The sequence below is a fragment of the Paenibacillus salivarius genome, assembly GCF_051307165.1.
In the GTDB taxonomy this organism is placed as follows: Bacteria; Bacillota; Bacilli; order Paenibacillales; family Paenibacillaceae; genus Fontibacillus.
In genome coordinates this window covers 1,061,235-1,086,097 of the sequence record NZ_CP195592.1, presented here as the reverse complement: position 1 = coordinate 1,086,097, position 24,863 = coordinate 1,061,235, and the positions used below count along the sequence as shown (strand labels likewise).

The 24,863-nt window shown below is 53.7% G+C and carries 23 protein-coding genes; 1 reads left to right on the top strand and 22 read right to left on the bottom strand.

Annotated elements, in window-relative coordinates:
• Positions 1 to 29 precede the first annotated feature (29 nt).
• The 12 genes from ACSFXJ_RS04940 to ACSFXJ_RS04885 all read right to left on the bottom strand — a co-directional run bounded on the left by ACSFXJ_RS04940 (position 30) and on the right by ACSFXJ_RS04885 (position 14,970).
• Positions 30 to 935, bottom strand: coding sequence for a hypothetical protein (locus ACSFXJ_RS04940; protein ID WP_435924114.1), 906 nt, complete (start codon positions 933 to 935; stop codon positions 30 to 32).
• Positions 932 to 1,828: a PcfB family protein gene (locus ACSFXJ_RS04935; protein ID WP_435924113.1), complete on the bottom strand. Its 897-nt coding sequence runs from the start codon at positions 1,826 to 1,828 to the stop codon at positions 932 to 934. The genes ACSFXJ_RS04940 and ACSFXJ_RS04935 overlap by 4 nt, the downstream gene beginning before the upstream one ends.
• Positions 1,737 to 3,158, bottom strand: a complete 1,422-nt coding sequence (locus ACSFXJ_RS04930; protein WP_435924112.1) for a relaxase/mobilization nuclease domain-containing protein — start codon at positions 3,156 to 3,158, stop codon at positions 1,737 to 1,739. Before ACSFXJ_RS04930 ends, ACSFXJ_RS04935 begins: the two co-directional genes overlap by 92 nt.
• Before the next feature lie 14 nt (positions 3,159 to 3,172).
• The gene (locus tag ACSFXJ_RS04925) at positions 3,173 to 3,532 is read right to left on the bottom strand and encodes a plasmid mobilization protein (RefSeq protein ID WP_435924111.1); all 360 of its coding nucleotides are present in this window, start codon (positions 3,530 to 3,532) and stop codon (positions 3,173 to 3,175) included.
• 279 nt (positions 3,533 to 3,811) lie between these two features.
• On the bottom strand, positions 3,812 to 4,129 hold the full coding sequence (locus tag ACSFXJ_RS04920) for a type II toxin-antitoxin system RelE/ParE family toxin (protein WP_124331898.1): 318 nt from the start codon (positions 4,127 to 4,129) through the stop codon (positions 3,812 to 3,814).
• Positions 4,107 to 4,397: a type II toxin-antitoxin system Phd/YefM family antitoxin gene (locus tag ACSFXJ_RS04915; RefSeq protein WP_036623502.1), complete on the bottom strand. Its 291-nt coding sequence runs from the start codon at positions 4,395 to 4,397 to the stop codon at positions 4,107 to 4,109. Before ACSFXJ_RS04915 ends, ACSFXJ_RS04920 begins: the two co-directional genes overlap by 23 nt.
• A gap of 163 nt (positions 4,398 to 4,560) precedes the next feature.
• A complete protein-coding gene (locus ACSFXJ_RS04910) occupies positions 4,561 to 5,511 on the bottom strand; it encodes a DUF3991 domain-containing protein (RefSeq protein WP_435924110.1) in 951 nt (316 codons plus the stop codon).
• 49 nt (positions 5,512 to 5,560) lie between these two features.
• Positions 5,561 to 5,845 (bottom strand): hypothetical protein, encoded by a 285-nt coding sequence (locus ACSFXJ_RS04905; RefSeq protein ID WP_249861002.1) that lies wholly within the window; start codon positions 5,843 to 5,845, stop codon positions 5,561 to 5,563.
• Between the two features lie 181 nt (positions 5,846 to 6,026).
• Complete coding sequence (locus tag ACSFXJ_RS04900) at positions 6,027 to 7,115, bottom strand: hypothetical protein (protein ID WP_435924109.1); 1,089 nt, start codon at positions 7,113 to 7,115, stop codon at positions 6,027 to 6,029.
• Between the two features lie 33 nt (positions 7,116 to 7,148).
• A complete protein-coding gene (locus ACSFXJ_RS04895; RefSeq protein WP_249861000.1) occupies positions 7,149 to 8,963 on the bottom strand; it encodes a reverse transcriptase/maturase family protein in 1,815 nt (604 codons plus the stop codon).
• Between the two features lie 590 nt (positions 8,964 to 9,553).
• Positions 9,554 to 11,047 (bottom strand): DEAD/DEAH box helicase family protein, encoded by a 1,494-nt coding sequence (locus tag ACSFXJ_RS04890; RefSeq protein ID WP_435925675.1) that lies wholly within the window; start codon positions 11,045 to 11,047, stop codon positions 9,554 to 9,556.
• Between the two features lie 3,581 nt (positions 11,048 to 14,628).
• Entirely contained in the window at positions 14,629 to 14,970 is a 342-nt protein-coding gene (locus ACSFXJ_RS04885; protein WP_435924108.1) for a TnpV protein, read from the bottom strand.
• A 64-nt stretch (positions 14,971 to 15,034) separates the two neighbouring features.
• On the opposite strand from ACSFXJ_RS04885, the gene ACSFXJ_RS04880 reads away from it, so the two are divergent.
• The gene (locus ACSFXJ_RS04880) at positions 15,035 to 15,691 is read left to right on the top strand and encodes a hypothetical protein (RefSeq protein WP_435924107.1); all 657 of its coding nucleotides are present in this window, start codon (positions 15,035 to 15,037) and stop codon (positions 15,689 to 15,691) included.
• 148 nt (positions 15,692 to 15,839) lie between these two features.
• On the opposite strand, the gene ACSFXJ_RS04875 is transcribed toward ACSFXJ_RS04880, so the two are convergent.
• The 10 genes from ACSFXJ_RS04875 to ACSFXJ_RS04830 form a co-directional block, all read right to left on the bottom strand.
• Positions 15,840 to 16,106: a helix-turn-helix domain-containing protein gene (locus ACSFXJ_RS04875; RefSeq protein ID WP_435924106.1), complete on the bottom strand. Its 267-nt coding sequence runs from the start codon at positions 16,104 to 16,106 to the stop codon at positions 15,840 to 15,842.
• A gap of 21 nt (positions 16,107 to 16,127) precedes the next feature.
• Positions 16,128 to 16,568, bottom strand: a complete 441-nt coding sequence (locus ACSFXJ_RS04870) for a hypothetical protein (RefSeq protein WP_435924105.1) — start codon at positions 16,566 to 16,568, stop codon at positions 16,128 to 16,130.
• A gap of 32 nt (positions 16,569 to 16,600) precedes the next feature.
• Entirely contained in the window at positions 16,601 to 16,777 is a 177-nt protein-coding gene (locus ACSFXJ_RS04865) for a hypothetical protein (RefSeq protein ID WP_435924104.1), read from the bottom strand.
• 9 nt (positions 16,778 to 16,786) lie between these two features.
• Positions 16,787 to 17,272: a hypothetical protein gene (locus ACSFXJ_RS04860; RefSeq protein ID WP_435924103.1), complete on the bottom strand. Its 486-nt coding sequence runs from the start codon at positions 17,270 to 17,272 to the stop codon at positions 16,787 to 16,789.
• Positions 17,273 to 17,296: 24 nt separating this feature from the next.
• Positions 17,297 to 21,121, bottom strand: coding sequence for a DUF5704 domain-containing protein (locus tag ACSFXJ_RS04855; RefSeq protein WP_435924102.1), 3,825 nt, complete (start codon positions 21,119 to 21,121; stop codon positions 17,297 to 17,299).
• On the bottom strand, positions 21,122 to 22,234 hold the full coding sequence (locus ACSFXJ_RS04850; RefSeq protein ID WP_435924101.1) for a copper amine oxidase N-terminal domain-containing protein: 1,113 nt from the start codon (positions 22,232 to 22,234) through the stop codon (positions 21,122 to 21,124).
• 114 nt (positions 22,235 to 22,348) lie between these two features.
• Complete coding sequence (locus ACSFXJ_RS04845) at positions 22,349 to 23,332, bottom strand: hypothetical protein (RefSeq protein ID WP_435924100.1); 984 nt, start codon at positions 23,330 to 23,332, stop codon at positions 22,349 to 22,351.
• Complete coding sequence (locus ACSFXJ_RS04840) at positions 23,319 to 23,867, bottom strand: hypothetical protein (protein ID WP_435924099.1); 549 nt, start codon at positions 23,865 to 23,867, stop codon at positions 23,319 to 23,321. Before ACSFXJ_RS04840 ends, ACSFXJ_RS04845 begins: the two co-directional genes overlap by 14 nt.
• 10 nt (positions 23,868 to 23,877) lie before the next feature.
• Entirely contained in the window at positions 23,878 to 24,267 is a 390-nt protein-coding gene (locus tag ACSFXJ_RS04835; RefSeq protein ID WP_435924098.1) for a hypothetical protein, read from the bottom strand.
• 81 nt (positions 24,268 to 24,348) lie between these two features.
• The gene (locus ACSFXJ_RS04830) at positions 24,349 to 24,828 is read right to left on the bottom strand and encodes an ABC transporter permease (protein WP_274364784.1); all 480 of its coding nucleotides are present in this window, start codon (positions 24,826 to 24,828) and stop codon (positions 24,349 to 24,351) included.
• Positions 24,829 to 24,863 lie beyond the last annotated feature (35 nt).

Sequence of the window (24,863 nt, the reverse complement as noted above, 5' to 3'; positions counted from 1 at the left end):
CCCAAGTAAAATAGAACTTAACGGCGCTCCTATCTTGCTGGTTCTGTCCGATGCTGCTGCCGCTGCTGCGCCAGCATTCGGTTCATCCTGCGGGCAATGTCATGCGCGGTATCCTTCATCACCGTCAGTTCGGCGCGAATTTGCTGCGGCTCCATATCCTTCAGCTTCTCCGGCACTCGATGGAAACGAAAGGAAGACGTGTCTACGCCGAACTGTTTGCACAGCATGTAAGAGGAGCAGTATGCATGGAACGTAAAATCGGAACGGCTGTAACGGCCATCGCCGCGATCCAGTTCCGCATGCGCCAGCTCCTGGGCGAGCGCCCGAAAAATATCTCCCGCATCCATGCCGCGGCGGATGACAATGTTCCGCGTGTCCGGCTGATAGAGCGCATGCGTTTCCGGCGGGAGCGCATCGCCGATGACGATCGGAACAGGGGCGCGATCCATCAGCGCTTTGATACGCATCCGGTCGTCCGGATAGGCCGGTTGTTCCCGTTTCTGGTTGGCCGTCGTTTGCGCGATGTCGAACATCTTTTTGAGGTTATAACTGATGCCGGTGCTGCCGTCTTCCCTCCGGTACTCCTCGCCCGGCTCCAAAATATAAAAGCCGGTTTCCTTGCGGCGAATAAACACGCCTTGTTCCTTCCACGAATCGAAGTCGGCGATGCGGGTCGCCTCCGGCCGCTGCGTGAGAATCAGAAGCGCATTGGAAACGCTGTAGCGGTCGAAACGGCTTTGCACATCCAGATATCGCTGAAATTCATCGCCGCTGTGTGCGATGGCGGTCGTGGCGGCATCCATCGTCTCGTAGGTCCATTGCCTAAGCTCCTGCTTTTTCAGCGCCCACGCTTCCTTGTCAAAAGGTTGCTCGGACGAATTCGTGGATGAACGACTGGCTGCTTCCTGCCGGAATAAATCGTCCAGATGGCTCATTTGGCTTTCCCTCGCTTTCGGGTTCCGATTGGTTTGGTTTTGCCCGTCTTCGCTTTTCCATTATTTCGCTCGCTTCGCTTGGGCAGCGACGATTCCTTGACCATCTGACGCCGTTCTTTCTCCGCCTTCCGATTTTCTTCCCGGATCTCGCGCAGCAGTTCGCGGATCGATTGCCGCTGCGGCGCTATCCGCCCATTCGGCTCAATCATACCCCTTGCGGATGCTTCGCTGCGCCCGGAGGTAGGCTCGGACGGATGGGGCGACTCCGTCGTCGCCATCGTGGGGTTTGGGTTGCCGTTCGCCGGGGAAGTTGGCTGCGTCGATTCGGGCCTCTGCATCAGTTCGTCCAAAAAATCGTCGGCGCTCTTTTCCGCTGGCGTGCCCTTGACCGCCGCTCCTTGTACCTCCGTCTTCTGCCGGATTTTGTCCAATGCTTGTTGCCGGTGTTGCCCGGCTGCTGGTTGGTCCGGCTGCTTTCCGCTGCGGGAGTTTTCAATTTCGCTTTTAATGCTGGCCGTATCCACGGTCGCCAATTTGAACCGCTCGACGATGCGGTTGATTTTGGACGCGTCCTCGGCCCGCACCATCACGTCGCATAATCCATCGACATTCTTTTTGTCCCGCAGAGCGCAGTATAGAACGCCGTATCGTTTGGCTTCCTTGCAGAACGTGGGCAAGTCCTCGTTTTTGACGGCAAACACTTTCAGTTCCTTGCCGCTGCGGAGCAGGCTTTCCAAACGAGTACTGCCTTTCGTCCGTTTCTGCCCCTGCAGGGCGGCAAATAAATAGACGGCCAAATGCTTAGCGCCTTCGCCGGATATTTTGGCCATCACCTCGATGCCCCGCAGACTCATGTTGACGACCTGATCGGCCGCCTCGGTTCCACTGCTCATGGATGGAATCCTCCCTTCGTAATGGTTGATTTTGCTTGTCGCCATGTAGTTTAGTCATCATTTCACCGGATCGGGCAAGGATGCCCGCACACAGCTTCACCTCCTTTCGGAGCGTGGCAAGCCGCTTGGATCGTACGGCTATTTGCTCTTTGTAAGCGACGATCTGACTTTCCTCCTTGCAGCGGCGGAGGCGGTTGTATAGCGCTTTGCGTTCGCCGTAAAGCAAGCGCATCTCTTTCCGGGTGACAGATACATAGTCCAAGAGCTGATCCTTGCTGGAAATACGGTGCTGACAGAGCAGCTTGGTCTGCGCGGTAATAACCGTCAAATGCCGCAAGTCTTCACGCAATAAAAAAGGCGTCCTTCTCACGGACGCGCGAAAATGAGGCAATATGCCCATCTCATATAAATAGCGCAGGTACAATGCTTGCAAGCCGCTGAACTTCCTGCCGGATCGAAGCGTTCCTTTGCAAACGGCGCGCCTGCGTCGTGGCATTGGCAGAGGCTGTGATTTACGGGGAATTCGGTTTCGCAATATGCGATGCTTCAAAGCCTCCTCGGTGTAATCTTCTCCCAAGCTGCGCAAACGAACGAAACGTTCTTTACCGGGCGGACGCACCGCCATATGCTTCACGGTCGTTTTCACTTCATAGCCTTGCTTCTGCAACGCGGCGATAAACTGGGTCCATGTCATCGATGCCGCAATCGCCTGATCTACATCGGTCCGAATCAATCCTCGCCAAGTCGGCTTGCCTTCCCGATCCGCTTTCCATTCTCCGTAGTGTTTGGCCTTGCCCAGCTCGGGCTGCTCAATTACTGACAATGCATGTTCCCGGCATAACCGGTCGGATGTTCTCCGCAGAAGGGCGTAGGAGGCTTTGTTGTCGTAGTACCGTTTACCGTCAATAAAGGAGACGGAGTTCAGCACAAAGTGATTGTGCAAATGCTCCTTGTCCAGATGGGTCGCTACAATGACTTCAAAACGGTCTCCCCACAGCTCCTGCGCCAGTTTGACGCCGATGGCATGCGCGATCTCCGGCGTAGCTTCGCCAGGCGCAAACGCCTGATACCCGTGAAAAGCCACAATGCCATCCGTCTTTTGAAACTGCCGCTTGGTGCGCTGCATTTGCTCATAGGCCGTTAGCGGATCGCAGTTGATGCCGCTCACATACAACTGCTTTTCGGTTTTGTCGCCGGACTGCGTATAATCCAGCACCTGCTGCAAACTTTGCCGTTCATCCCGATCAAAGGCTGTCTTTTCGGGATTGGCCGCATAGTCGATCACGCGTTTTAATCGGTCGGTGACATTCCAGATGGCTGTGGTCGCCAAGCGTGACACCTCCTTTACGGCGGATGCACATTTGGAGTCGCTTGCTCGGTCCTTCGTTCCGGCGCAGTCACGGCCTGTTGAATCTGTTGGACGGCGCGGCGCAACCGATCTGCCTCCTGTTGAAAAGTGGCCCGATCCAGATGACCTGTCGCATGCGCTTTCGCCGCCAGTTGATTGAGATTGTTGCCGATGGCGTGAAGCTCGCGCATCATGGCGTAATAATCCGGCGGCGGCAGCGCCTTGGGCACATAACCATTGATAAGCGTGCGAATAAACGCCTCCTGAGAAAGTCCCGATTTTTTCACTTGGCTGGCAAGGTGCTGCCGCTCCTTTTCATTCAAGCGTACAAGAACGGAAATGGAACGCTTCCTCATCCGATCACCCCTTTCAAACACAAGCTTCCCAAAGCGATTTTCGTCGCCACGAATAACACGATCTTATCCCATTCAGTCATCAAAAAGATGGCGTCGAAACGGAGGGGGGCTTAGGGGCTTCGCCCCTAACAAGCGAATTTGGCTAGCCAAATTCAGTGCTTGCTGCAACACGAGACATTCGTCTCGCGTCGCCTTCAAAGCACCTGCCGGGAAAAAGAGAGGACCCCAAAAACACAAAAAGACGCCGATTCGCTCAGCGTCTTCCTCAGAACTTTTTTGTTATCGCACCAACCAGCGGTAATCCTGGCGGCAGTCTACAATGAAATCGACATACACGATTTCATCCTGAATCTGATACAACACCAGATACCATTTTTCCACGAACATCTTGTGATACTTGTTTGACGGAATAAATTCAGCTTCCAGAAAAGGATAGCGTTCCGGCATTTTCGCCAAGGAACGTATCGCTTGCAGCAATTCGTTTTTCGTTTTTCGCGCCGCATCCGGATTTTTTTCCGCAAGGAATCGCACATGAACCGCCAGCATTTGGCGGGCGCGATCGGAAACGATGATCTTATAACGGGGCATCTTTTCCATGCTGAACCTCGTCAATAATGCCCTCCAGGTAAGCGTCCAGTTCATCCGGCGTCACACCAACACGGCCCGCCAAACGATCCTCTTGCACAGCGAGCAGTTCTTCGCGCAGCTTTAACATCTTCTCGCGACGGGAAAACGTCTCAATGTCCATCACGACGAGATCGCCTTCACCGTTCTTGGTCAGATACACCGGTTCCCCGGACGATTTGCATAGATCGGCGATTTCATTATAGTTTTGCCGGATACTGGCGGAAGGCTTGATAATCATCTTGGTCACTCCTTGATAGCTGTATATTGATTTTATTATACCTATTACACGCTATACAATCAATGCAGTTGCGCTTATCCTCAATCTATTCACATCTTATCCACATGCTGCGAAAATTTTCCGTAACCCATAAAAAAAGACACCAACCGTTCAGCGTCTACCGCTATCGGGATGGTTCACCGCGTCTTCTTCGGAATTCCATCAATTCGTTGTTTACATCCTTTCCGAACTTAGGCGGCGCATCGGATATGAGAAGGGCGGGGGAGAGGAGCCTCTGTATCGTGGCTGCCGCCAATCGCCCCGGCTCATCATTATCCAGGTGCAGAACAAGTCGATTTACTTGGGGAAAGCACTGCAAGTAATGCGTTAGGGCAGACGGGGGAGTAGAGTCCTCCCCATTTGTCCTGGGCCTGTATATTCCGGCCAGCGACAGCTTATGCGCCTGCCGCCAATCCCGGCCGGCGAGATGTTCCAGCGTACAGTAGGATAAGAGATCAATGGCGCTCTCAAACAGATGCAGTTCCGTACTGTTTTCCGAGGCCGGAATGGAAAATGAATACCGCTTGTCGCTGCCGGCAACTTCTCCCATATAACGGGTGCTTGTCGTACCGCGTATCGCCGCATAGCGCGGCGTCCCATCTTGGTCAAAACCGACGAATACCGCGTTGTGGTAGCGGCGGCTTTCATACAACCTTCCCGTTTCCAGACAGTAGTCGATCACCGAGCGGTGGATGCCCCGTTTGCTCAAATAAGCCATGACGCGATGAGAGTTTTCATACGGTTCTGGAAGCTCCAACCGCGCCGTAGATGTGCGTTGTTGGCACGATTGCGAAACCGTAAGCATGTTGCCGGGATGAACGCCTTCCATTTGCAGCACCGCATCGAGAAAAGGCATGCCGCGCACTTTGATCAGGTAATCCAGCGCCGAGCGCCCGCCAATCCCCCTTGACCACCAGTACCATTTGCCGTTGGAAATTTTCAAACTGTCGTGTGTACGGGTGGTGAAGACATTGCTGGAGCAACGTATCAGTTCCGAAGGCTCGTACATTTGCAAATACGTGAGCAAATCCAGTCTTTTGGCGCGTTCGATCTGTTCCTTGTTTACGTAGCTCATTGCCGCAGCTCCTTTTGGAAATCCAGACAGCGTCCGATGGGTATATTGTTCATCGTGCCTTACCCCTCTTTTTGGGGTACGTATAAGCTCTGCCTTCCTTCAACTTCGTAACGCCTTTCTTTTTCATGAATGCGTCTAAATCGCCTTCATGAACTTGACTGGTCACCCCGTTTGAGTCGCGGATGTAATAATACGTGTCGCCAAATCCGTTTTTCTCTTTGGATATCAACTCCAACGATGGCACGGTTTCATCCTCCTCGATCAAGCCGGTTCCGTAACCAAAAGGCGGCAAAATCGGACAAAAGCATCCGCCGCTTGGGATGGCATACAACATGTTCATTCCTCCGGAAATAAGAAAAGGACCCCGAAGCTGGAGTCCAATTCATCATGTGATTTTACCTTTAACGGACGGGCATATCTTCGATCTGTGAAATGCTCGCACCGATACCATGTTCTTTTCCGTAATGGTCAGCAAGAAGTTCCCTTTCAGGGGTAGGAACGACGGTGTCAGACCGTTATCGCTCACGGCCCACCACCCGCCGTTCCGGCGCTTCCGGTTCATCGTCAGGCACGCTGTCCACGGCTACGTTTTCCCGTTTGTCCATGTTGAGCAGCGCATTCAATTCCGCAAGCCGCGCCGCTTTCGTTTGCAGTTCCTGCTCCTTCTCAAATGGAGCCGCGATTTGTTCCTTCGCCGTTTCCATTTGCTGCCGCAAGGTGGCAAGCTGCTCACGGGCATGCTCCAGCTTTACAGGCAAGTCGGACAAGGCATTGTTGATGCGGCTTATGTTGCCGCCTGCATCCGCTCCGAGCGTCACCGTATGACCCAGTGCGTCGCGCAGCGTGACCTTGTACTCCTTATGGAAGCTGTCAAAGGACAGCCACAAGGAAAAGCCAAGATAGCTTCCCGCTGCTTGCGGATCGGGCGACGTCATGCCCTTGCATGCGTCGAGCAAAGCCGCGCCCGCCGCCGCCCTCTCCGAATAGGTGTAATCCTTGACCGTCATGCCGGGGAATTTATCTGCCCCATCCGCCTCGGATGCCAGAGAACGTGTATACAAAGCAACGTCCTGTTCATAGCCGGCAATTCGTTCCTCCGTGGACTTGATTTGCTGCGGCAGCACTTTGAGCAGCCGGTCCTCCAGCGCATAGCGCTGGCTCAAGTGGTTGGCTTTGAGCAGCTTCAATTTGGATACCTGAATGTCCAGGTCCATTTTCTCTTTGATGTACGGGTTGCCGGTCGCCAGCGCCTTCACCTCGGCATAGGAGAGAGCCGTCTCGTCAATATCCTCGGCGGAACGGACAGGCGATTTGCTGGTCATGATCTGCGAAATGAAGCGCTGCTTGTTTTCGAGTGTCTGGTACAAATACGCGTCGAACGTGTTCTCCGTCACATAGCGAAAAATATGCACCTCGCTGTTCTGATTGCCTTGCCGGATAATGCGCCCGCTGCGCTGCTCCAGGTCGCGCGGACGCCAAGGGCAGTCGAGGTCGTGAAGGGCAATCAGCTTCGTTTGTACATTCGTTCCCGCGTAGGGTAAGCGCCCGGCGCCTTGCCGCATTACTACGGCAGGTTTCCAAACGCTCCCCTCCGAACCGTACATACAACTCTCGCTGTATACGGCTCTCCAGTATTCTTAGTCTAGCAATCCAGCGTGTAATTTTTTATGACAGCTAACACAGAGCGCCATCGTTTTCCGTTTCCGAGCGACCATCACCTTTTCCCAAGCCCGTTTGCCCTTTAGGTCTTTTAGCTTCCTAACATGATGCATATGGATGGAGACTCCTCCTTTACCGCACCATTCGCACTTGCAGGCTTTTATCCGGTCCATCATGCTTGTTCTAGCCATAGTGACCGAGATATTGTCGGGATTGTTATCTATGGATGGCCTCGTATCCGGCATTTCTTGGCGTCTGAATCCTCCATTGTACAGAAACAGCGTCTTTTCACCTGAAGTCGTCTGGTATCTGACCGCGAACTTCCCGTCAATGCAATATTTCCTTTTGAGTTTTCCAATACTGCATTGGTATTTCAGGCAAAAGGTTCTGTACATGCTGTATTCCATCACATATTTAAAGCTTTGGAGGTTACTGACGTTGTGGGCTAATCGGTAATAATTGTACATCCCCAGAATTTCGCTATTGTACTTTTTCAGAATCTCAAGGTCATCATTGTCTACCAGATACCGTCTATGCTTAGGTCTCCAGATTTTTTTTTGGTCTCTGTCCGTTTTGATGCGAAGCGCCTTATAGGCCAGCAGTTTTTTCAGCCACTTTTCTTGCGGCATATACAGCAAGACTCTGTTGCTCATGCTGCGCCTGCCGTAGTGTGTCTGTTGATCGCGGCAGACACAGATGTCGTAGCCTAGAAACCGGGCTTTTGTTGCCGTGTGTGTAATCAGCGTTTTTTCCTCGGACATTTCCAACTTCAAGGTTTCCCGAAGATAGTTGCCAATATCACGTTTAACCTGTACGGCATCTTCTTTTGAACCGATAATTCCGACCAAAAAGTCATCTGCATACCGGACATATTTGAGCCTGCGGAATGTGGGATCAAAGGGATCGCGACAATGCACGCTCTGCATGCTGGTCTTCAAAGCCTTGATTTCCTGTAAAGCGAGTTGTTTCTCCTCGTCGAACATACCGTTCCATCTCGCCGTGGTTTCTTTGCGCTTGACCGAGAGTTTGTATTCCCAGAAGCGGTATTCTTTTGTTCGTTGGTGGAAAGTTCCTCTATCAAACGATTTGATATACTTCTCCATATGTTTATCAAACCGGTCAAGATAGATATTTGAAAGAATCGGACTTATGATAGAGCCTTGCGGCGTGCCCGAGTAGGTATTATGAAATTTCCAATCTTCCAAATATCCGGCTTTAAGAAACTTCCATATCAAGGCGATGAAATATTCGTCATCGATTCTTCGACGTAGTGTATCGACCATAATATGATGATCGATGTTGTCGAAAAATCCTTTAATGTCGCCTTCAACGAACCATTTCGCTCCTGTAAATTCCTTTTTGATTTGCACAAGCGCGGTGTGGCAGCTTCTGTTTGGCCGGAAGCCATGAGAAAGACGGGAGAATGTACGCTCATAGATGCTCTCCAGCATCATGCGAACTACTTCTTGCACCAGTTTGTCATCGAAAGATGGGATACCAAGAGGCCTCATTTTTCCGTTTGCTTTCCGAATGTATACCCGTCTTGCGGGATTTGGTTGGTAAGAATGATTCCTCATACTGTCGATGAGCTTGGAGATACGTTCCATTCCCATGCCATCAATGGTTTGTCCATCCGCGCCTTTGGTCATGTTACCCGGTTTTGCGTAGATGTTTTGGTAGGCCATCAGATAAAATTCAGGGTTGTACAAATTCCGATATAGCCGTTGAAATCGGTACTTGGAGTTACACGCCTTTGTGCTTAGACTTTTTAATACCTCTAAAGGATTTCTCAATGTCTCGCACATCCTTCCTTTTTCAGTATTAAACGAATACCTGTTTCCCTTCGCCATGTAGACGGCTTTCCCGTCCTCGGACTACTATGGAAACTCCGTTGCCTTATCGGATTTTCAGAGCCTTACGCTCATAGCTTGTTGCAAGCGTTCCGACTTAGGCAATCTCCGTTTAGACGATTGAAAATGGCATGCTGTGATGTCGGATATGACGTTCGTCCTTTTCCGTAGATTACGGCTTGGAAACATGCGGTATAGTGTAAATGCACATGGGATACCGTACATTTACGCATGTTATACGGCGTATCAACTATCTTTCGCCGTAGCTGCACAATAGGGCCCATCGGACTGTCATTCAAGCAGTTTAGCCTTTATCCTCATTCACAGCTTTTCATCTCGCCATTCAGTCGCGGTAGCGATAGTTTACCGACTTATGGCTTTTCCTGCGTGCTATTGTCCCCGTCCAGTTTCCCTTTCGAGTAAGCAGGCTGATGATAGAGTGGTGTTATGACACCGTTTATACCTTTCTCTACTACCTTGCCACAGGTAGAATTCTCAATCGTCCACAGATCAGCTAGAAATCTGGCTGACCTTTACGGACGCACGCCCATTTTGAATGTCGATCCAAGCAGTATCCGAACCTGTCCGCTGCGTACTTTGGCGAACAATTCCTTTTTCTTGATCTCGGTATTAGCGTCGTGAATAAAGGCGATTTCGTCAGCCGGGACACCTTTCTCCATCAGCTTGCGCCGCAGCTCGTCGTACACATTGAAGGTACCATCCTGTTTCGGAATGGACAAATCGCAAAACACCAACTGGGTCAACCGCGTCTCCTGATGTTCCTCCCAATACCGGAAGACATTGTCCGCGCAGGCGCTGACTTTGCTGCCTTCGTCGTCGGGAAGCAGGGGATTAGCCAGCCGCTGATCGAGCGCCAGTTTGCGTCCGTCATTGGTGATCGTCAGCATATTGTCCTCATGCGGCTCTACTTCCTTCGCCCGCACCCGCTCGGCGCGGCGGGCAAGATCCGCGACCATATCGCGCTGAAAGTCGCTCGGCGGCACGGCCACATTATGGAAGTGGGCTTTCGGCACGGGAAGCTGGAGCATGTCAGCCGTCTGGATATCGGCCACTTCTTTGAACATATTCATCAGTTCCGGCAAATTGTAAAAACGGGCAAACCGGGTTTTCGCCCGATAGCCCGTTCCTTCCGGAGCCAATTCGATGGCGGTGACGGTTTCCCCGAACGTGGACGCCCAGGCGTCGAAATGCTGCAATCCTTGCCGCTTGAGCCGCTCATATTGCAAGTAGCGCTGCATCGTGTACATCTCGGTGATGGAGTTGGAGATCGGCGTCCCCGTCGCAAAGATGATGCCCCGGCCTCCGGTCAGTTCGTCCAGATAGCGGCATTTGGCAAACATGTCCGACGACTTTTGCGCTTCGGTTTGCGACAGTCCGGCCACATTGCGCATTTTCGTATAAAGAAACAGGTTTTTGTACGAATCGGCTTCGTCCACGAATAGCCGGTCTACGCCCAATTCCTCGAAGGTGACGACATCATCCTTCCGGCTGGTATCGTTCAGCTTCTCCAGCTTGATTTGCAGCGTCTTTTTCGTTTTTTCAAGCTGCTTGATCGCATAGCGTTCGCCTCTGGCTTCCTTGAGTTCCCGGATGCCGCTTGTAATTTCTGAAATCTGCTCGTACAGTTGCTGCCGCTGCCGCTCCGTCGAGATCGGAATTTTTTCAAACTGCGAATGGCCGATGATAATCGCATCATAATCGCCGGTAGCGATCCGCGCGCAAAACGTTTTGCGGTTTTTCGTTTCAAAGTCCTTCTTGGTCGCCACCAGAATATTCGCCGACGGATATAGCTGCAAAAACTCCGCCGCCCACTGTTCGGTCAAATGGTTCGGAACGACCAGCATGCTCTTGTTGCACAGCCCTAGATGCTTGCTCTCCATCGCCGCGGCGGTCATCGCGAACGTTTTTCCTGCGCCGACACAATGCGCGAAAAGGGAGTTGCCGCCGTACAGCGCCCGGGCAACCGCATTGACCTGGTGCCGGCGGAGCCGGATTTCCGGGTTCATCCCGGTGAATCTGATATGACTGCCATCGTATTCGCGTGGACGGATGGCATTGAACCGATCATTGTACAGACGTGTCAGCCGTTCGCGCCGCTTCGGGTCTTTCCATATCCAGTCGCGGAACGCTTCTTTCATCATCTCCTGCTTTTGCTGGGCGATGGCCGTTTCCTGCTTGTTCAGTACACGCTTTTCCACGCCATCCTCATACACGGTGTCAAATACGCGCACGTCCCGCAAATTCAGCGTATCTTCGAGAATTTTGTACGCATTGACGCGGTTTGTGCCGTACGTGACGTTCGCCTTGATATTGTTGCTGCGGTCATCGCTTTTGCCTTTGACGTTCCAGGCAGCCGTATATTCGGAATACATGACATTGATGTAGGTCTGATACATCGGCGGCGTGTCCACCAGCTCAAACAAAAATTGCCGAATGTCTTCCGGCGGCAGCCAGGTTGCGCCCAAGCGGACATCAATTTCGGAGGCATCCAGGTCTTTCGGCTGCACCGCTTCAAGCGCTTGGACGTTTTCACCGTAACGTTCGGCATCGTATGCGGCAAACTGTCTGGCCACACGCAGCTTCTCCCGCACATTGCCGGACAAGTATGCATCCGCCGTTTCGTAGATCGGCTTTCCTTCCTCGTCCAGATTTTCGGGATTGGGAAAGATGACGCCGCGCAGCTCCTTTATCAGTTGTTCTTCCGTCCAGCCGGTTAGCTGCGCCATATACGGCAGATCGACACGGGCTTTTGCGCCGATGGAAACGGCAAGCGCCTCCGAAGCGGTATCCACCTGTTCCACGCGGATGCGCTGCCGGATGGTGCGTTTGGTGAACATATCCGCCTTGCGCAGCAACCGTCCTTCCTCGTCGATGATTTCCAGCGAGCAAAGAAGAAAGTAAGAACTGTCATCTGAAAAAGCAAGGCTGTTGGCGCGGCTGTTGATCAGGCCGTATTGCGCCGTAAACCGGTCATACTGCGCATTCAGCTTGCGCTGTTGCTGTTGAATCATCTCATCGCTGTAGTCTTCGGTTTGGTACTCGATCAGCTCGCGCACGGTGTCCCGCAGCTGAATCATTCCCTTGATGCGGCCTGCCGCCGTAGCGGATGTGTCCACGCGCCGCATCCGGCTGTTCTCCCGATAGTAGATTTGTCCATCCACCAACGCAAAGCTGAAATTGCGCACAGTCGGATCGGCAGGGAGAGAAGGCTCTTCTTCCTCCGACTGGTCTTCCCGCTCCAGCTCCGCCCATTCGGCATGGATGTTGGACAACGCTTCGTGCAGCAACTCATCCAGATTGGCGTCCGGGAATGGCTTGCAGGACGTTTCCTGCCGGTTGCCGTACATCCGGTCGTCAAAAACCATGGTGCCCAGCACCATATCGGGATGTTCCGCGAAATAGCGATTCACCGGCACACCATCCGCTGTCTCGGATAGGGATAGCCATGCTTCGGTTTGCTCGCTGACGGCGACCATGCGATCCCGTTTCTGTAAAAAGATTATGTCGGCGGTTACTTCGGTTCCGGCATTGGCCAGAAACGCATTGCTCGGCAGACGCACCGCTCCGAGCAATTCGGCGCGTTCCGCAATATATTTGCGAACCGCCGGGTTCTGCTTGTCCATCGTTCCTTTGGACGTAATAAAGGCGATAATGCCGCCCGGACGCACTTTGTCCAGTGTTTTCGCAAAAAAGTAATCGTGGATGAGAAACTTGTGCTTGTCGTAACGTTTATCCGCCACGCCATAACCGCCGAACGGCACGTTCCCGATGGCCAGATCGAAGAAGCTGTCCGGCAAATTCGTCTGTTCGTAGCCGCTGACCGCAATCAACGCCTGCGGGTATAGCTGCCTGGCAATACGGCCGGTAATGCTGTCCAGTTCCACGCCAAACAGCCGCGAGCCTTGGAACGACTCCGGCACCAGTCCAAAGAAATTGCCGATGCCGCAGGACGGCTCCAAAATATTGCCGCTGCGAAAGCCCATCGATTCCAGACAGTCGTACATCGCCTTGATGACGGTCACAGACGTATAATGGGCATTCAGCGTTGACGCGCGAGCGGATGCATATTCATCCGGCTCCAGCACATTTTTCAGTTCCGCATATTCGGCTGCCCACTGCGTGTTCGCTTCGTCAAACGCCTGCGGAATGCCGCCCCATCCGACATAGCGAGCCAGCACCGCCTGCTCGTCCGCTGTCGCTTGCCGCTGCTCCTGCTCCAGCTTGTTCAGCAGCCAAATCGCTTCCATGTTCCATTTGAACTTCGTTTTTGCGCCGCCATGCCCCAGTTCATCATCCGTAATCCGGTAGTTGACAGCCGGGATAGACGGACGGGCTGGCGCGGCGCGGCCGGCCGCACCATCAGAGGAAAGGGAAGTGTCTGGCTGCGATACGGTCTCTGGCCCCTCCGTCACCGGCTCTTCCGGTAAAACCGCATCTTCCGCCGTTTCCCATGCCGTTTCGTCAGTCCATTCCGGCTCCTGCTCCCCGGTAATCAGATGATCGTTCAGCGGGTTTTCGCGCAGCATTCGCTCAAAATCCCGGCGATTCACCTCTTTGATGAAGAGCGGGAACTGACGGTCTTGCAGCGTCACTGTTCGTTGCTCCAGCTGCACAACTTCATATTCGTCCGCGCCGATCCAGACCGTGCTGCCCGCGTCATAACCGTATCGTGCCCGTTCCCGATTCACCGGCGTGTGTTCCGATTCCGCTTGTGCGTCTGGTCGGGAAAGCCCCGAAGATGCATCCGGCTGCGGCGCATCGGGCCTGGCCAATTCCGCCGCTTGCAGCCGCAGCTTTTCCTCCTGTTCTTCCGCAAAGGCGGGCAATCGCTCGGCTTCCTTCCGGTTCAAGTAACGACCCGCTGCCAGCAGTTCGCCGATACGTTTCTGCACGTTCATCCACGGCAGCACCACCTGCGTATCCGGGTTCATGATCGAGCCGCGGGTCAGCGTGATGCCTTTGCTGTCATAATTCATGTGAATATCCGTGCCGATCAGCGCGGGAAGACGCCCGCCGGTCCCGTATTCCCGTTTCAGGAAATCGGCGTTCTCCTGTGCGGACAGCGACTGCTGGAAATGCAGCGCAATGCGATACTTGCCGTTCTCAAAACCGCTGCCGTTTTGCAAAATGGCGTCAATGACCGCTTGCGGCATGAAAAAAGCGGAGGCTTTTGCGTCCTCCGCTTGTTCCATCCACAGCGTCTGTTGCTCGATGGATGGTTCTGACTTTCGCGACAAGTCAAATTCGTTCAACAGCATCATGCTGGCGAGATGCCCGGCGATGACACCCCAATCGTAAAAGCTTTGCGCCGTGCGTTCCTCCGCCGTCCCTGTCCACAGATGCAAAACGTTGCGATACGGTTCAAATCCTGCTCGTACGCCTTCATCAAGCGTCAGTTCGGTGATGCCTGCCGGAAACAAACCGCGCACATACAACATGCGCTCGCGCTCATCCTCGTGAGCAAGGAAAAATGCTGTGATGTCCGACTTGCTCTCCCGCAGCGGCGCGGCTCGGAGCATGCCATTGATGATGGCATGGTCATGAAAAAACGGAAGACCTCGGTCCTCCGTTTCCCGATCAAACCATTTTAATGATAAATCAGTTCCGCCAGAATCAGTTCCTCCGCCTGCTGCTTCAGGTTGTTCATATGTCCCGTCCAGGCCAGCGGATCGCTCGCCTTGTCCGGGGCCGGGTGAGACGCGAGCAGTTCCTGTATCGTCCGGTCGATCTGCTCCCGCGCCGTCCGGTCGATGTCCGCCAGATGCCGGTTCAACTGCTCCGACAACATCAGATGGGCGTACATGCCCTTCCGCTCGGTTTTCAGAAACGTCTTGCGCATCATCCCGTACTTCCCGATGGTCGTCTCCGCTTCGCTCAGCGTCAGGTTGGGCAGCAGATAATCCCCTTGCGGCGTGTACGTCAGTTCCATGTTCATCCTTCCTTTCTTGCAGGGTAGCTTCATTGTGCGGCAAGGAATCGGGTCTTGCAAGGGTATGGAACGATTGCCCCTCATTCGCACGTTGTGCCTCCCGGCGCAGCGCCCGGACGGTCGATTCCACTTCCCGCAGCATCATCTCGGACACATCGCTGATCGCTGCGCCCAAGTGAGACAACGCAGGAAGCGTGTTGAAATACCCGATGCCGGACAAATCCTCGATGCTGATGTAATGTGCGGGATCGAGTCCGCAACGGGTCATCGCCATGTAAGCGACGGCCTTTTCGGCAGCTTGTTTGAACAACAGCTCCACATGCGAAATATCCAGGTCCTCCAGCAAACTGTGCTCCCGCTCTTTCATCAACTCCGCCACATAATCGTCGCTGTTGTCATCCACCGCATTCCGCGCAGCAGCGAGCAACACAGCAGGCAGATCCGCACGTGGTTCAATCTCATGCTGCGCGCCGAACGCATTTTCCAGCGTTTCGATCACATGAGCCGTATCGCTGTCCTGCAATTGCCAAAGCGACACCTGCGGCTGGCTTCTGCTCTGGGTATCCGATACGTCAAACACATGGCGCAGGCCCAAGTGGTTGCCCCGATCTTCGATCAGGGCAATCCCTTTCGTGCCGCGCTTTACCCAGCGATCCAGCCGCTTGTTCCAGACGTCAATCGGCGCGCAGGCCGTTGCGTCCGGACGTTGTGCGTAGATTAACAGTTGATCCTGAAACGGATATTTATAGTTCCAGGCCGCCGTCCGCAAAAAATCCGCCCACCGCTCCGGCTGATTCGTCACCGTGCGAGCCGTGCTGGCAGCCAGTTCGACGATGCGCTGCAACTTGGCTGTCACGAGAGCACCTCCCTTACCGAAACGTGATTTGATTGGTCAGGCGAATGCCTTCTTCGGAGTACCGGGCCGTAATCCGAAGGAGTCCGATACGCTGCAACAGGTGCAGATTGCGGCGGACGGTCGAAGGGGAAAGACCCACCTCCAAAGCCAGCTTTTTGCCGGACAACAAGACGCAGCCGTGCCGCCCGCCCGCGCGGTCCATCAGGTAGCTGTACAATAGCTTTGCTGCAGGAGGGACCTTCGCTTTGGCCAGCAGTTGATACCGTGTGAGATCATTCATAAACTTCCTCCTCGGCAGACGCTAACGCTCCGGCGACCGTTCCGACAAACGATCCGGCCGGATGTAGCAGTACAGATAGAAATTGTAGTCTCCCGCATGCGGGAAACAACGCAGGTAGTACCGATGGCGCTCTGTTTGAAAACAAAAGCCGTATACGCCGGAATGCCACGCCCCCGATAATCGGGCCTCCGGATGCGACAGGCAAAAACGGTGCATCTGGCTGCGGCTTTGAAGAAGTCCCTGCTCCGTCAATGCCCGCACAACCGCATCCAGTTCCGCCCGGAAAGCCGGCGTTTTTAGCGTTGGCAAATGCTCGAACCAGTTTGCCCAGAATGTCTCGCCGTTGCTGCCAAAATAACCGCGCAGGTGCCCGATGCAACCCCGTTTCGTATCCTTCTCTATGGAAGCGGAATAAAAATAGGCCGCATCCTCCGACACGGCCGTTTGCAGTCTTTCCAGCATATTCTTTTCCTCCCGGCTGGTAGGTGTTCGCTCTAGGTTGCGACACACATAGAAGGGGAAAGTCCGATATCTGCCACAAGCCGACGGGAGGAAAGCCACACGGGGCTGTTTTTTCCGCCCGCCAAATCTGGTAAATAGCAGTACACCAGCTTGGTCGCAAGCGGAAGCGAGGCTCCGTCCAGCAGCCGATAACAAGTGAGATCGTTCATTGCGTCCTCCTATCGTTGCGTTTCCTTTTTTTTCTTCTGTGCGGCAGGCGTGGAAGGCGCTTGCTGTTGCTGCTCCACCAAACGCTCCGGCCGGGCATAGCAGTACAAGTAAAAGTTGTAATCCCCGGCAAAGGGAAAGCAGCGCAAATAGTAGCGGTGATCCTGCGTTTGCATGCAAAACCCGTATACATCCGTGCTCCAAGCACCGCCGATGCGCGCCTCCGGATGCTCGCTGCAAAATCGTAACATATGCTGGCGGCTTTTCAGCACCTTCTGATCGCCGATAGCTTGAACGACCTTACCCAATTCTTCTTTAAAAGCAGTCGTTTCAAAGGGAGAGCGCCGGGGAAACCAGGTTACCCAGAACTCCTCGCCCGACCGCCCAAAATCGCCGCGCAGGTGGCCGATGCAGCCACGTTCGATCTCCTCTGCGGCAGAAGCGGAATAAAAATAAGCCGTATCCTCTGGCGCGGCACTTTGCAGCTTTTCCAACATGTTTATCCCTCCCGTCTGGTAAATTTAATGGGTGCCTCCCGTCCCAAAGTCGTCGTAGCTGGACAAATTGGCATGATAAAAGACGACGTCGCCGTCCAGCAGGGAGAACGTTGCCCCGTATGGATCGACGAAGCTGCGCTGAAACCCTTCCATCCGCCACTGATTGTCCAGCGGCGCGTTTTTGTATTGCAGATGCGGATGGTTCAAGTCTTGATCGCGGATCGTTTCGATGTTGAAATTGACGATGATGTACCCATCCTTCAGAAATACGGGCGCATGGTCGTCCAGCCGGTGCGTGCGGCCGTACTCGGCCAGATTGAAGCCTTTCGGCACCACGTACGGCGCGGCGGGCAAACTGTAGTCCCCCCTCCACCGCTGAACCGAAGCGTTGGCGCGTGCCGCATCGATGCCGGAGGGCACCTGCATGCTTCCGACAAACGTCCGAAGCTGAGGCGGCAGCAGCGTGATATCGTAGCCGCCTACATAGGTCGGCTTCTGCGCATCCTTTACATATTGATCGATAAACGTCTGCCTCGCTCCGGGCGAACCGTTTAGCGACCAAAGCGTTGCGGCGGTGTCGGTCAACTCCTGCTTCGGCACATTGCGCAGGCGAGCGTCGAGCGTCACATACCGTTTCTCCGCATCGTCGCTGGAGCCGATACGAATAAACCGCCGACTGCCTGAATGATAGTAGAGATCGACTTCTTGCCTGTTCTTCCCCTTGCTGTCCACAAAATAAAACGTTGGTGTAATGAGGATGCCGTCGCCCGAGCCGAACATGTTGCCTTTCGTCATGACTTCGAATTTAAAATGGTAACCCGTTTTGATCACTACGTTTTTCTTGCCGCTCTCCGGGTGACTGCCTTGCCGTACCGGCAGCACGTAAGGAGGGGTATTGCCGCGCGGTGCGCCGTCAATGCCTTTCGTGCCGACCCAATAGGCGTTTCCTGTCGGCGTCGCGCTGCCCTTTTGGGTGCGAAACACCGATTCCCAGGCAAAATCGGCAATGTCGGTGATGCGGAAGTCATAAAGGCGGCCGATCACTTCCACCGGAACCACCTGCGTAGCCACATGTTTGGACAAGTCCAGATTAGCATTCATCTGGGATGTGAAGGATGCCGGGCTGTTTTCTGCTAAGGTACGGAATAACACGTCGTAATGGCCCTCGTCCACCCAAACGGGCAAATAGAAGGTCGTCTGCATCTGGCCGACCGGGATGGATACCCACGTGTCCTTGGGGACGAGCGTCGTGCGATCCGCTTTGTACACATCGAACGGAAAGCGTACCTGCTTGTCCCTCACATACTTGGCATAATCCCGATTGCCGTAGCCCTTGATGTCCTTGTGCGGGCCGCTTGTCGGAATCGTCACGGTAAAGGGCCGGTCCAGAATAAGCGCGGATCTTCCCGCTGTCGGTGTTGTCTTCTGGTTGTGGTCCTGATCGTCCGACACCGAGGCGTAGTTCACCACCGGCGTATGCACGGTCACCGGATTGATGCCGCCGATCGGAAAGCTCTTGTTTTCTCCGCCGCCAATGCCCTTGACCAGCGTATAAAAGATGGTGCCGGTACTCGGCTGATTCGCTTTGTTCGTTTTGGAAGCGTCAATGAGATAACCTTTGCCGTACAGCACATCTTGCCCAATCATCGGCGGTGCCGGTATCGCCCCCGGCGTCGGCGCTTTTTCTTCAACGATTCGATTGTCCATAATCGTATTTCCGTTAAAAACGAACGAGTCGTTTTTCACCTTAATCTTGCCGATGGCGCTTTCTGCAGTTGACTTCCAGTCCTCGTTCGGTACGGAAGGCCGGCTGGAACCGCCGGAAATCGTTTGTCCGGGCAGCGTCACATTCGAATAAACCGGATCGGTAATATGCGCGCTGAGCGACGCATCATGCGCGGCGGAAACGGTTGGCGGCGTATAGCCATTCGGCTCCAGTGTAACCGTCCCCGAAGGAAGCGCATAATTGGAGACCGTCGCCTTTTGAATGCCGTACACTTCGAGATTTTGAATCGTCCAGAAGCTGTACTTGCGTTCAATCAAATAGTTTTTGGTGACCGTCTGTGTATCTGAACGCGGAACGGTAATGGTCGTCGGATTCCCGTCCGCATCGGGCGGGCCGGATCGCGTCTCCGTCCAGGTAAGGGTATATGTTTTACTCACCTGAATCGGGTATTGCTTCGTGCCGGTCGTTTCCGTGAACGTGTTTCGGTACAAGTACGATTTGGCCAAAGCGTTCACATACAGGCTCTCTGAAGTCGGAATGCCTTGCAGCACATCAAATATTTCTGAGCCGCGCGCATCCGCCTGAATGACGGCAGAAACGTTCGGCTCCATCGCTTCGGCCTGCTGGGAATCGCCCGGTTGAGGTTCTCCGCCCCCGTCGCCTTTACGCACCGAATGGTCCGATGTCGAATCCCCCGTATTGCCGTCCACATCCTTCACGACGACGGTGATTTGCACGCTCACTTTGTCTCCGGACGTGAACGGGATTTTGATCGGAATCGTTTTACTCGTTGACGTGCCGGAGAGGGTTCCGGTTTTGTCGCCCGTTTGAACGAGCCTGGCATTTCGAATATCCGTGATTTCGTATAACTTCAAATTCTTTAACGACTTGACTTCAAAAACAAAATTCCCGTCCACTTCGGTCACGTTTTGGTCGACCGTTTCCGGCGCTTCAATCCGGGACGTGACCGTTACCGAGGAGGGAATTTTGTAAATGCCGATAAAGTTGGAGCCGCCCGATCCCACCAGAATGGAGCGCTCTTTGAGCTTGGGGTCACCTTTTTCCTGAATGAACAGCTTCTCGTCGGGTTTATTATTGTTCGTAATGTAAGAGCGGATGATTTCATACGTCTGACCGCCGGAAGTGATTTGTCCTTCGAACGTATGGTTCGCTTCATCGCCGGTTGCGAAAACGCCTTTGTCCACTTCTTTGAGTTTGGTGCCGTCTTCCTTCTGATAAATGGCCTTCACCGGATTGTTCTCCGCATATTCGGCGATGGCATCTGTCCCGCCCAGCGCAACCGTAAAGCTTCGCGTTCGCACCTTCGGATTGGTTTCCGGGTCTTCTTGCAGCCAGTCTTTCCGCGTCGGGTCCTGCTTAGGCGACAAATAGGATCGAACGATCGTATACGTTTTTCCGTTATCCTCGATCGTTTCGGGAAATTCATGATTGATTGTTTCACCTATTTTGTACTTGCCCTTTTGAAACGTAACTTCCGGATTTTGAATGACTTTGCCGCCTAAGGTTTTCGCAATGACATCGACGGGAAATTCCGCGCTTCGATAGGGTACATGGATGCCGAAATAATCGTCCAAGTCGTCCGGATGCGCCCAAGGTTCGGCCCACTTGATCTCATCCAGCGTATAAAAGGGCCCTTTGCGCACGTTGCCTTTTCCGTCGATGGACACCATGATGGCATACAAATATAAGTCGTCGTTGTCTTTGATGTCGCCCATGCCCGCTTTCCACATACCTTCCGTGACGAGCGCCTCGCTAACTTCGTAATAGGTCGTGACAGGCTGGCCGGGGATGGGCGGGTTCGGTTCCTGTCCTACTTGCCGTACTTGCTGGTCCAAAAAAGAAGCGTGTTGGCCGCTTCTCGGATCGCCGCACTGCTTGGGCGTCGTATTCGAACATAATTGGTCACGGCGCAGCGTCCAACCCACAGTTCTGTATTTAATGGATGACGTTGCAGCCGTACTTGTGATTTCAAAGCTGATTTTTCCTGCCTCGGTTCTTACTTTTGGGATTTCGGCTTTCGCTGTGAAAGGAAAACCCGAAAATAAAAAAGAGCATGCCAGAAGCACGCTCAACGCCGATTTTATGAATTTGTTTCTATTCATCTATTCCGAGTCCGCCTTTCTGATGAAATAATTGCGGAATAAACTGGCTCCCGGATCGACTTTCAATGTACTGCCCCAATCGCCGCCAACATTCGTGGAAAGGGAAATATCCGCGTAACCTTCGTACCAAACCTGCTTATCGAGTTTGCGATCATTGGGGAACCGCTCATCGTACAGCAAATTTTTACTTTCCGTGAATGAGTTGAATTTGATTCTGAACTTGGAACGTACATAATTATTTCCAAACCCGTCTTTATAAATCATGGAAGGCTCGGGATCAAGGTATCCTTCAATTTGAATCTTGTTTTCTTTAACCCAATCCACATACCGCTGGATGTATTTCAATTCCGCATTGGAGCTTTGCATTTTCGTGGCGAATACCGCCTGCGCCCACGTGTCGTCAATCGTTTTGTAATCTACGTTCAGCCAAAGTGCACCAAACGTTTTCAGTTGGCTCATCCATATATCCACGTTTTTCTTATTGAATTCCGGTATGGTTGAATACAATACCGATGAAACTTTGCTGTCCGTAGGATGCGAGTAGGGATAGGCCATCTCATACGCTTCATTCGGCACATCGGCAAGTATATAAGGATAATCATGCGCATTCTTGGGCAGGTTGGTTGCGCGAATCAGACGGCCCCATTCATCATACTTCTCATTGGCTTCTTCTTGTGTGGAAATAAAGACGGTTGAAGTCGGGCTATCCCAATTCACTTCCGCCCCCAGCGCTTCACTGACAAAACGCAGCGGGACAAACGTCCGGCCGCCGCTGGTGATCGCCTTCGAATCGAAGGCCACCTCCTTGCCGTTGACGAGCGCCCTGCTATCGCCGATCGTAAGCACAATATGCAGGTCGTCCCGCTCAATCGGTACGGTCATGGTTTTGGGCTCCCAGCCTACGTTCGCGCCCATCTTTTCCGCGATGAATCGAACCGGCACGAGCGTCCGGTCGTTTTCATCGACAAATGCTTGCGCATCGGGAAACCAGATTTTTTGTCCGTCCATGACGACGCCGACAAAGGACGGAAGTCGGCTCGCCGCGCTTGCCGTTACGGTGAACAAGCTGCAAATCATCGCGGCGACAAGTCCTGCAATTACCCATTTTCTCACGCCATTCGCTCCTCTCTTAATAGGGGTCATGACAAGTTTGGAAGATTTCGGCTGTCACGCTCATCATAGAGCCGATCTGACGGCGTGTCCACTTTCCGAAACAGCCAAGGCTCGTTAAGATGGAGAGACAGGACAGTCCAGCGGCATATAGCCTTTTTGCGCGGCCGCTTTTTCGCTGGAAAACGTCTCTTCCACCGGATAAGTTAAGCCGCATGTGCTGCGGTAATACACCTTCATGCTTCCTTTCCTGGCCCCGACAATCTCCGGCTTCTTGAGCACGCGGCTTCCGCCGAGGGCGTAGTTGTTGTAAAACTTGCCTCCCATCGGAATGCCCTGGATAAAAGCAAGCACCCCGACGTCATCCACGGTATTGTTCCATTCTTCCTGTGAAATCGTTGGCAATGTAAACGTGTAAGAGAGACCAAATCGGGAAACCTCTTCGTTGTGTTTGTTGATCCGGTAGGCGAGTTCGTCTTCAATTGCGCGGACGATGGTGCTCCGGCGCACCTGCTCAAATCGCTCCGCATCCTTTAATAGCGCAATATTCGTCTGTTGCCCGACGTCGACCCGCAAGCCTTCGTGCCAGCTCCGGCTGCCCGCATCGTAAGCGAGGACGAAATCGTCCAGTGTGAACGAAAGACTGTTGCCCGATGAATCGGCGTAAGCATACGGCTTTTTCGCTCCCCAGACCGGTTTCCGTTCCGTTTTCCCGTCGGCTCCCGTCCACTCCTCCTCGGCATAGACGTAGAAGCCGTCGTAACCAATCACCGCAATAGCCGGGATATACCGACCCAGTACGCCTTGCGCAACGGGATCGTCGGCAATGCCGAAGCTTGCGTACAGCGTCCGAAAAAAAGCGGCAATCGCCTCGTCCTTGTTCAGCGCCACCCGCTTGGCCGATTCGTATTGCGTCTCCCGCCGCTGGTCGGTATTGACGGTTAACATCCGCGCCGCGTCATCCACCGCCGCATCCAGCGCGGCGTTATAGCGCAGCTCGGTCAATAGCGCCTTCCGCTGCGTTTCGACTTCAATCCGGTTCACGATCGCAAACGGCAGGAAAATGAGCGCCCCGACAATGGCCCATTCAATCAGCCTCATTGCGCACCACCCCGCCGTAAGGAATGAAGATTTTTTCGTTCGGACTGATGGCCTGGTTCAGGAAATCGAACAGGATCGTGCCGGGAGTCCGGTTCGTATTTTTAACCGTGACCGCAAATGTATCGCCGACCCGCAGTTTGTAGCGTCTCGCCGGATCGTCTATTGCGGCCGCGCTGTTCGGGAACAGAACGGGCAGGATCTGCGCGTTGTAAAACATGTCGTAGTGCACTTCGTAGCTGCCCCGAAACGTATCCGGCCTTGTCGGGTCGTCGTAAACCGGCACGTACTTTTTGCTTCCGTGTTCCATTTGCACATCGAAGGTGTTGCCCGTTGCCGCAATCGCCTCCATAAAGTCCGTATACATGCTCGGCGACACAAAGCCCTTGTCCCGCACTGCATCCACAAACGTTGTCGTCGCTTTCAGGACGACCAGTTCCGTAATATCGTCCTGCTGGTCGAAGGCTGCGGAAATGGGGTAGAGGTAGAGCAAAAGAACGGCAATGAGCGCCGCGAAAACTTTCGAGATACTGTTCATGGCATTCTCCTTAGCGTAAAGCGAAAATGAGACGCACCAGTTGTCCGGACGCATCTCGCTGGGCGACTGCCGTATACCGGGCATTCAGGCGAATGCCGGCGGGGACGAACGGGTCCCGATCGAGCGGCGGCGCGTATCGAACGCCGTCCACCACAATTTCCGCGTCTCCCGTCTCCAGCCGGGCAATGGATTGCGCTACCTCTGCGCCGGATACGGTGCCGTCGCCGGCAATCGGCGAAAACGTCATCTGCATGTTGCGATCCAGCGACTTTCCCGACACATAGGCGGTGGCGTTCAGCGCGGCCCCGGTTTGAAAGAGCAGCAGTCCGCTCGTTACGGCCATCAGAAAGAGAAGACAGGCCACACTCATTTCCAGCATCGTTCTGGGGGCATGTTCCATCGGCTTCCTCCTTGGAAAAACTGGGCGTCCGTCTATACCCGAAAGGACGCCCCATCAGCGTTGTGATGTCAGTAAGGGCGCTTACTGCTGCCGGAACACGATGCCGCGAATGACGTTGCTGCTATCGTGCACCAGTTGCGCCCGAAATTTGCCGCTCGGATTGACGTAGTTGATATTCGATTCATCGAGCGCATGGCTCAGTTGCCCCGGCGCTTCACCAACCACTGAGCCGTAGGTCACACTGTCGGTCGGAACACCCGTGTTGATCACCTTGCCATACCACTGACCCGCCGGATTTTTCCCGGTGACAATCTGGATGCCGAACTGGTCCTGATCGCTGAACTTGCGCAGCGCGTTGACCACCTGACTGCCCGACAACGTCGTGTTGTCATATACCGTAAACGCCGTTTGCGACAGCTCCGTCTGGATATTGCTGAAATTGCTTTGCGCCGCCTTGGTGGAGTCTTGCGCGGAAATAAACAATACGACGGCGAGGGTAATGAGCGCGATGGCAAGAAAAATGCCTGCCGCCATCACGAGTGCTTTTTGTGCGTTGGACATGAACCGATCTCTCCTTCAAGTAAGATAGAAAATAA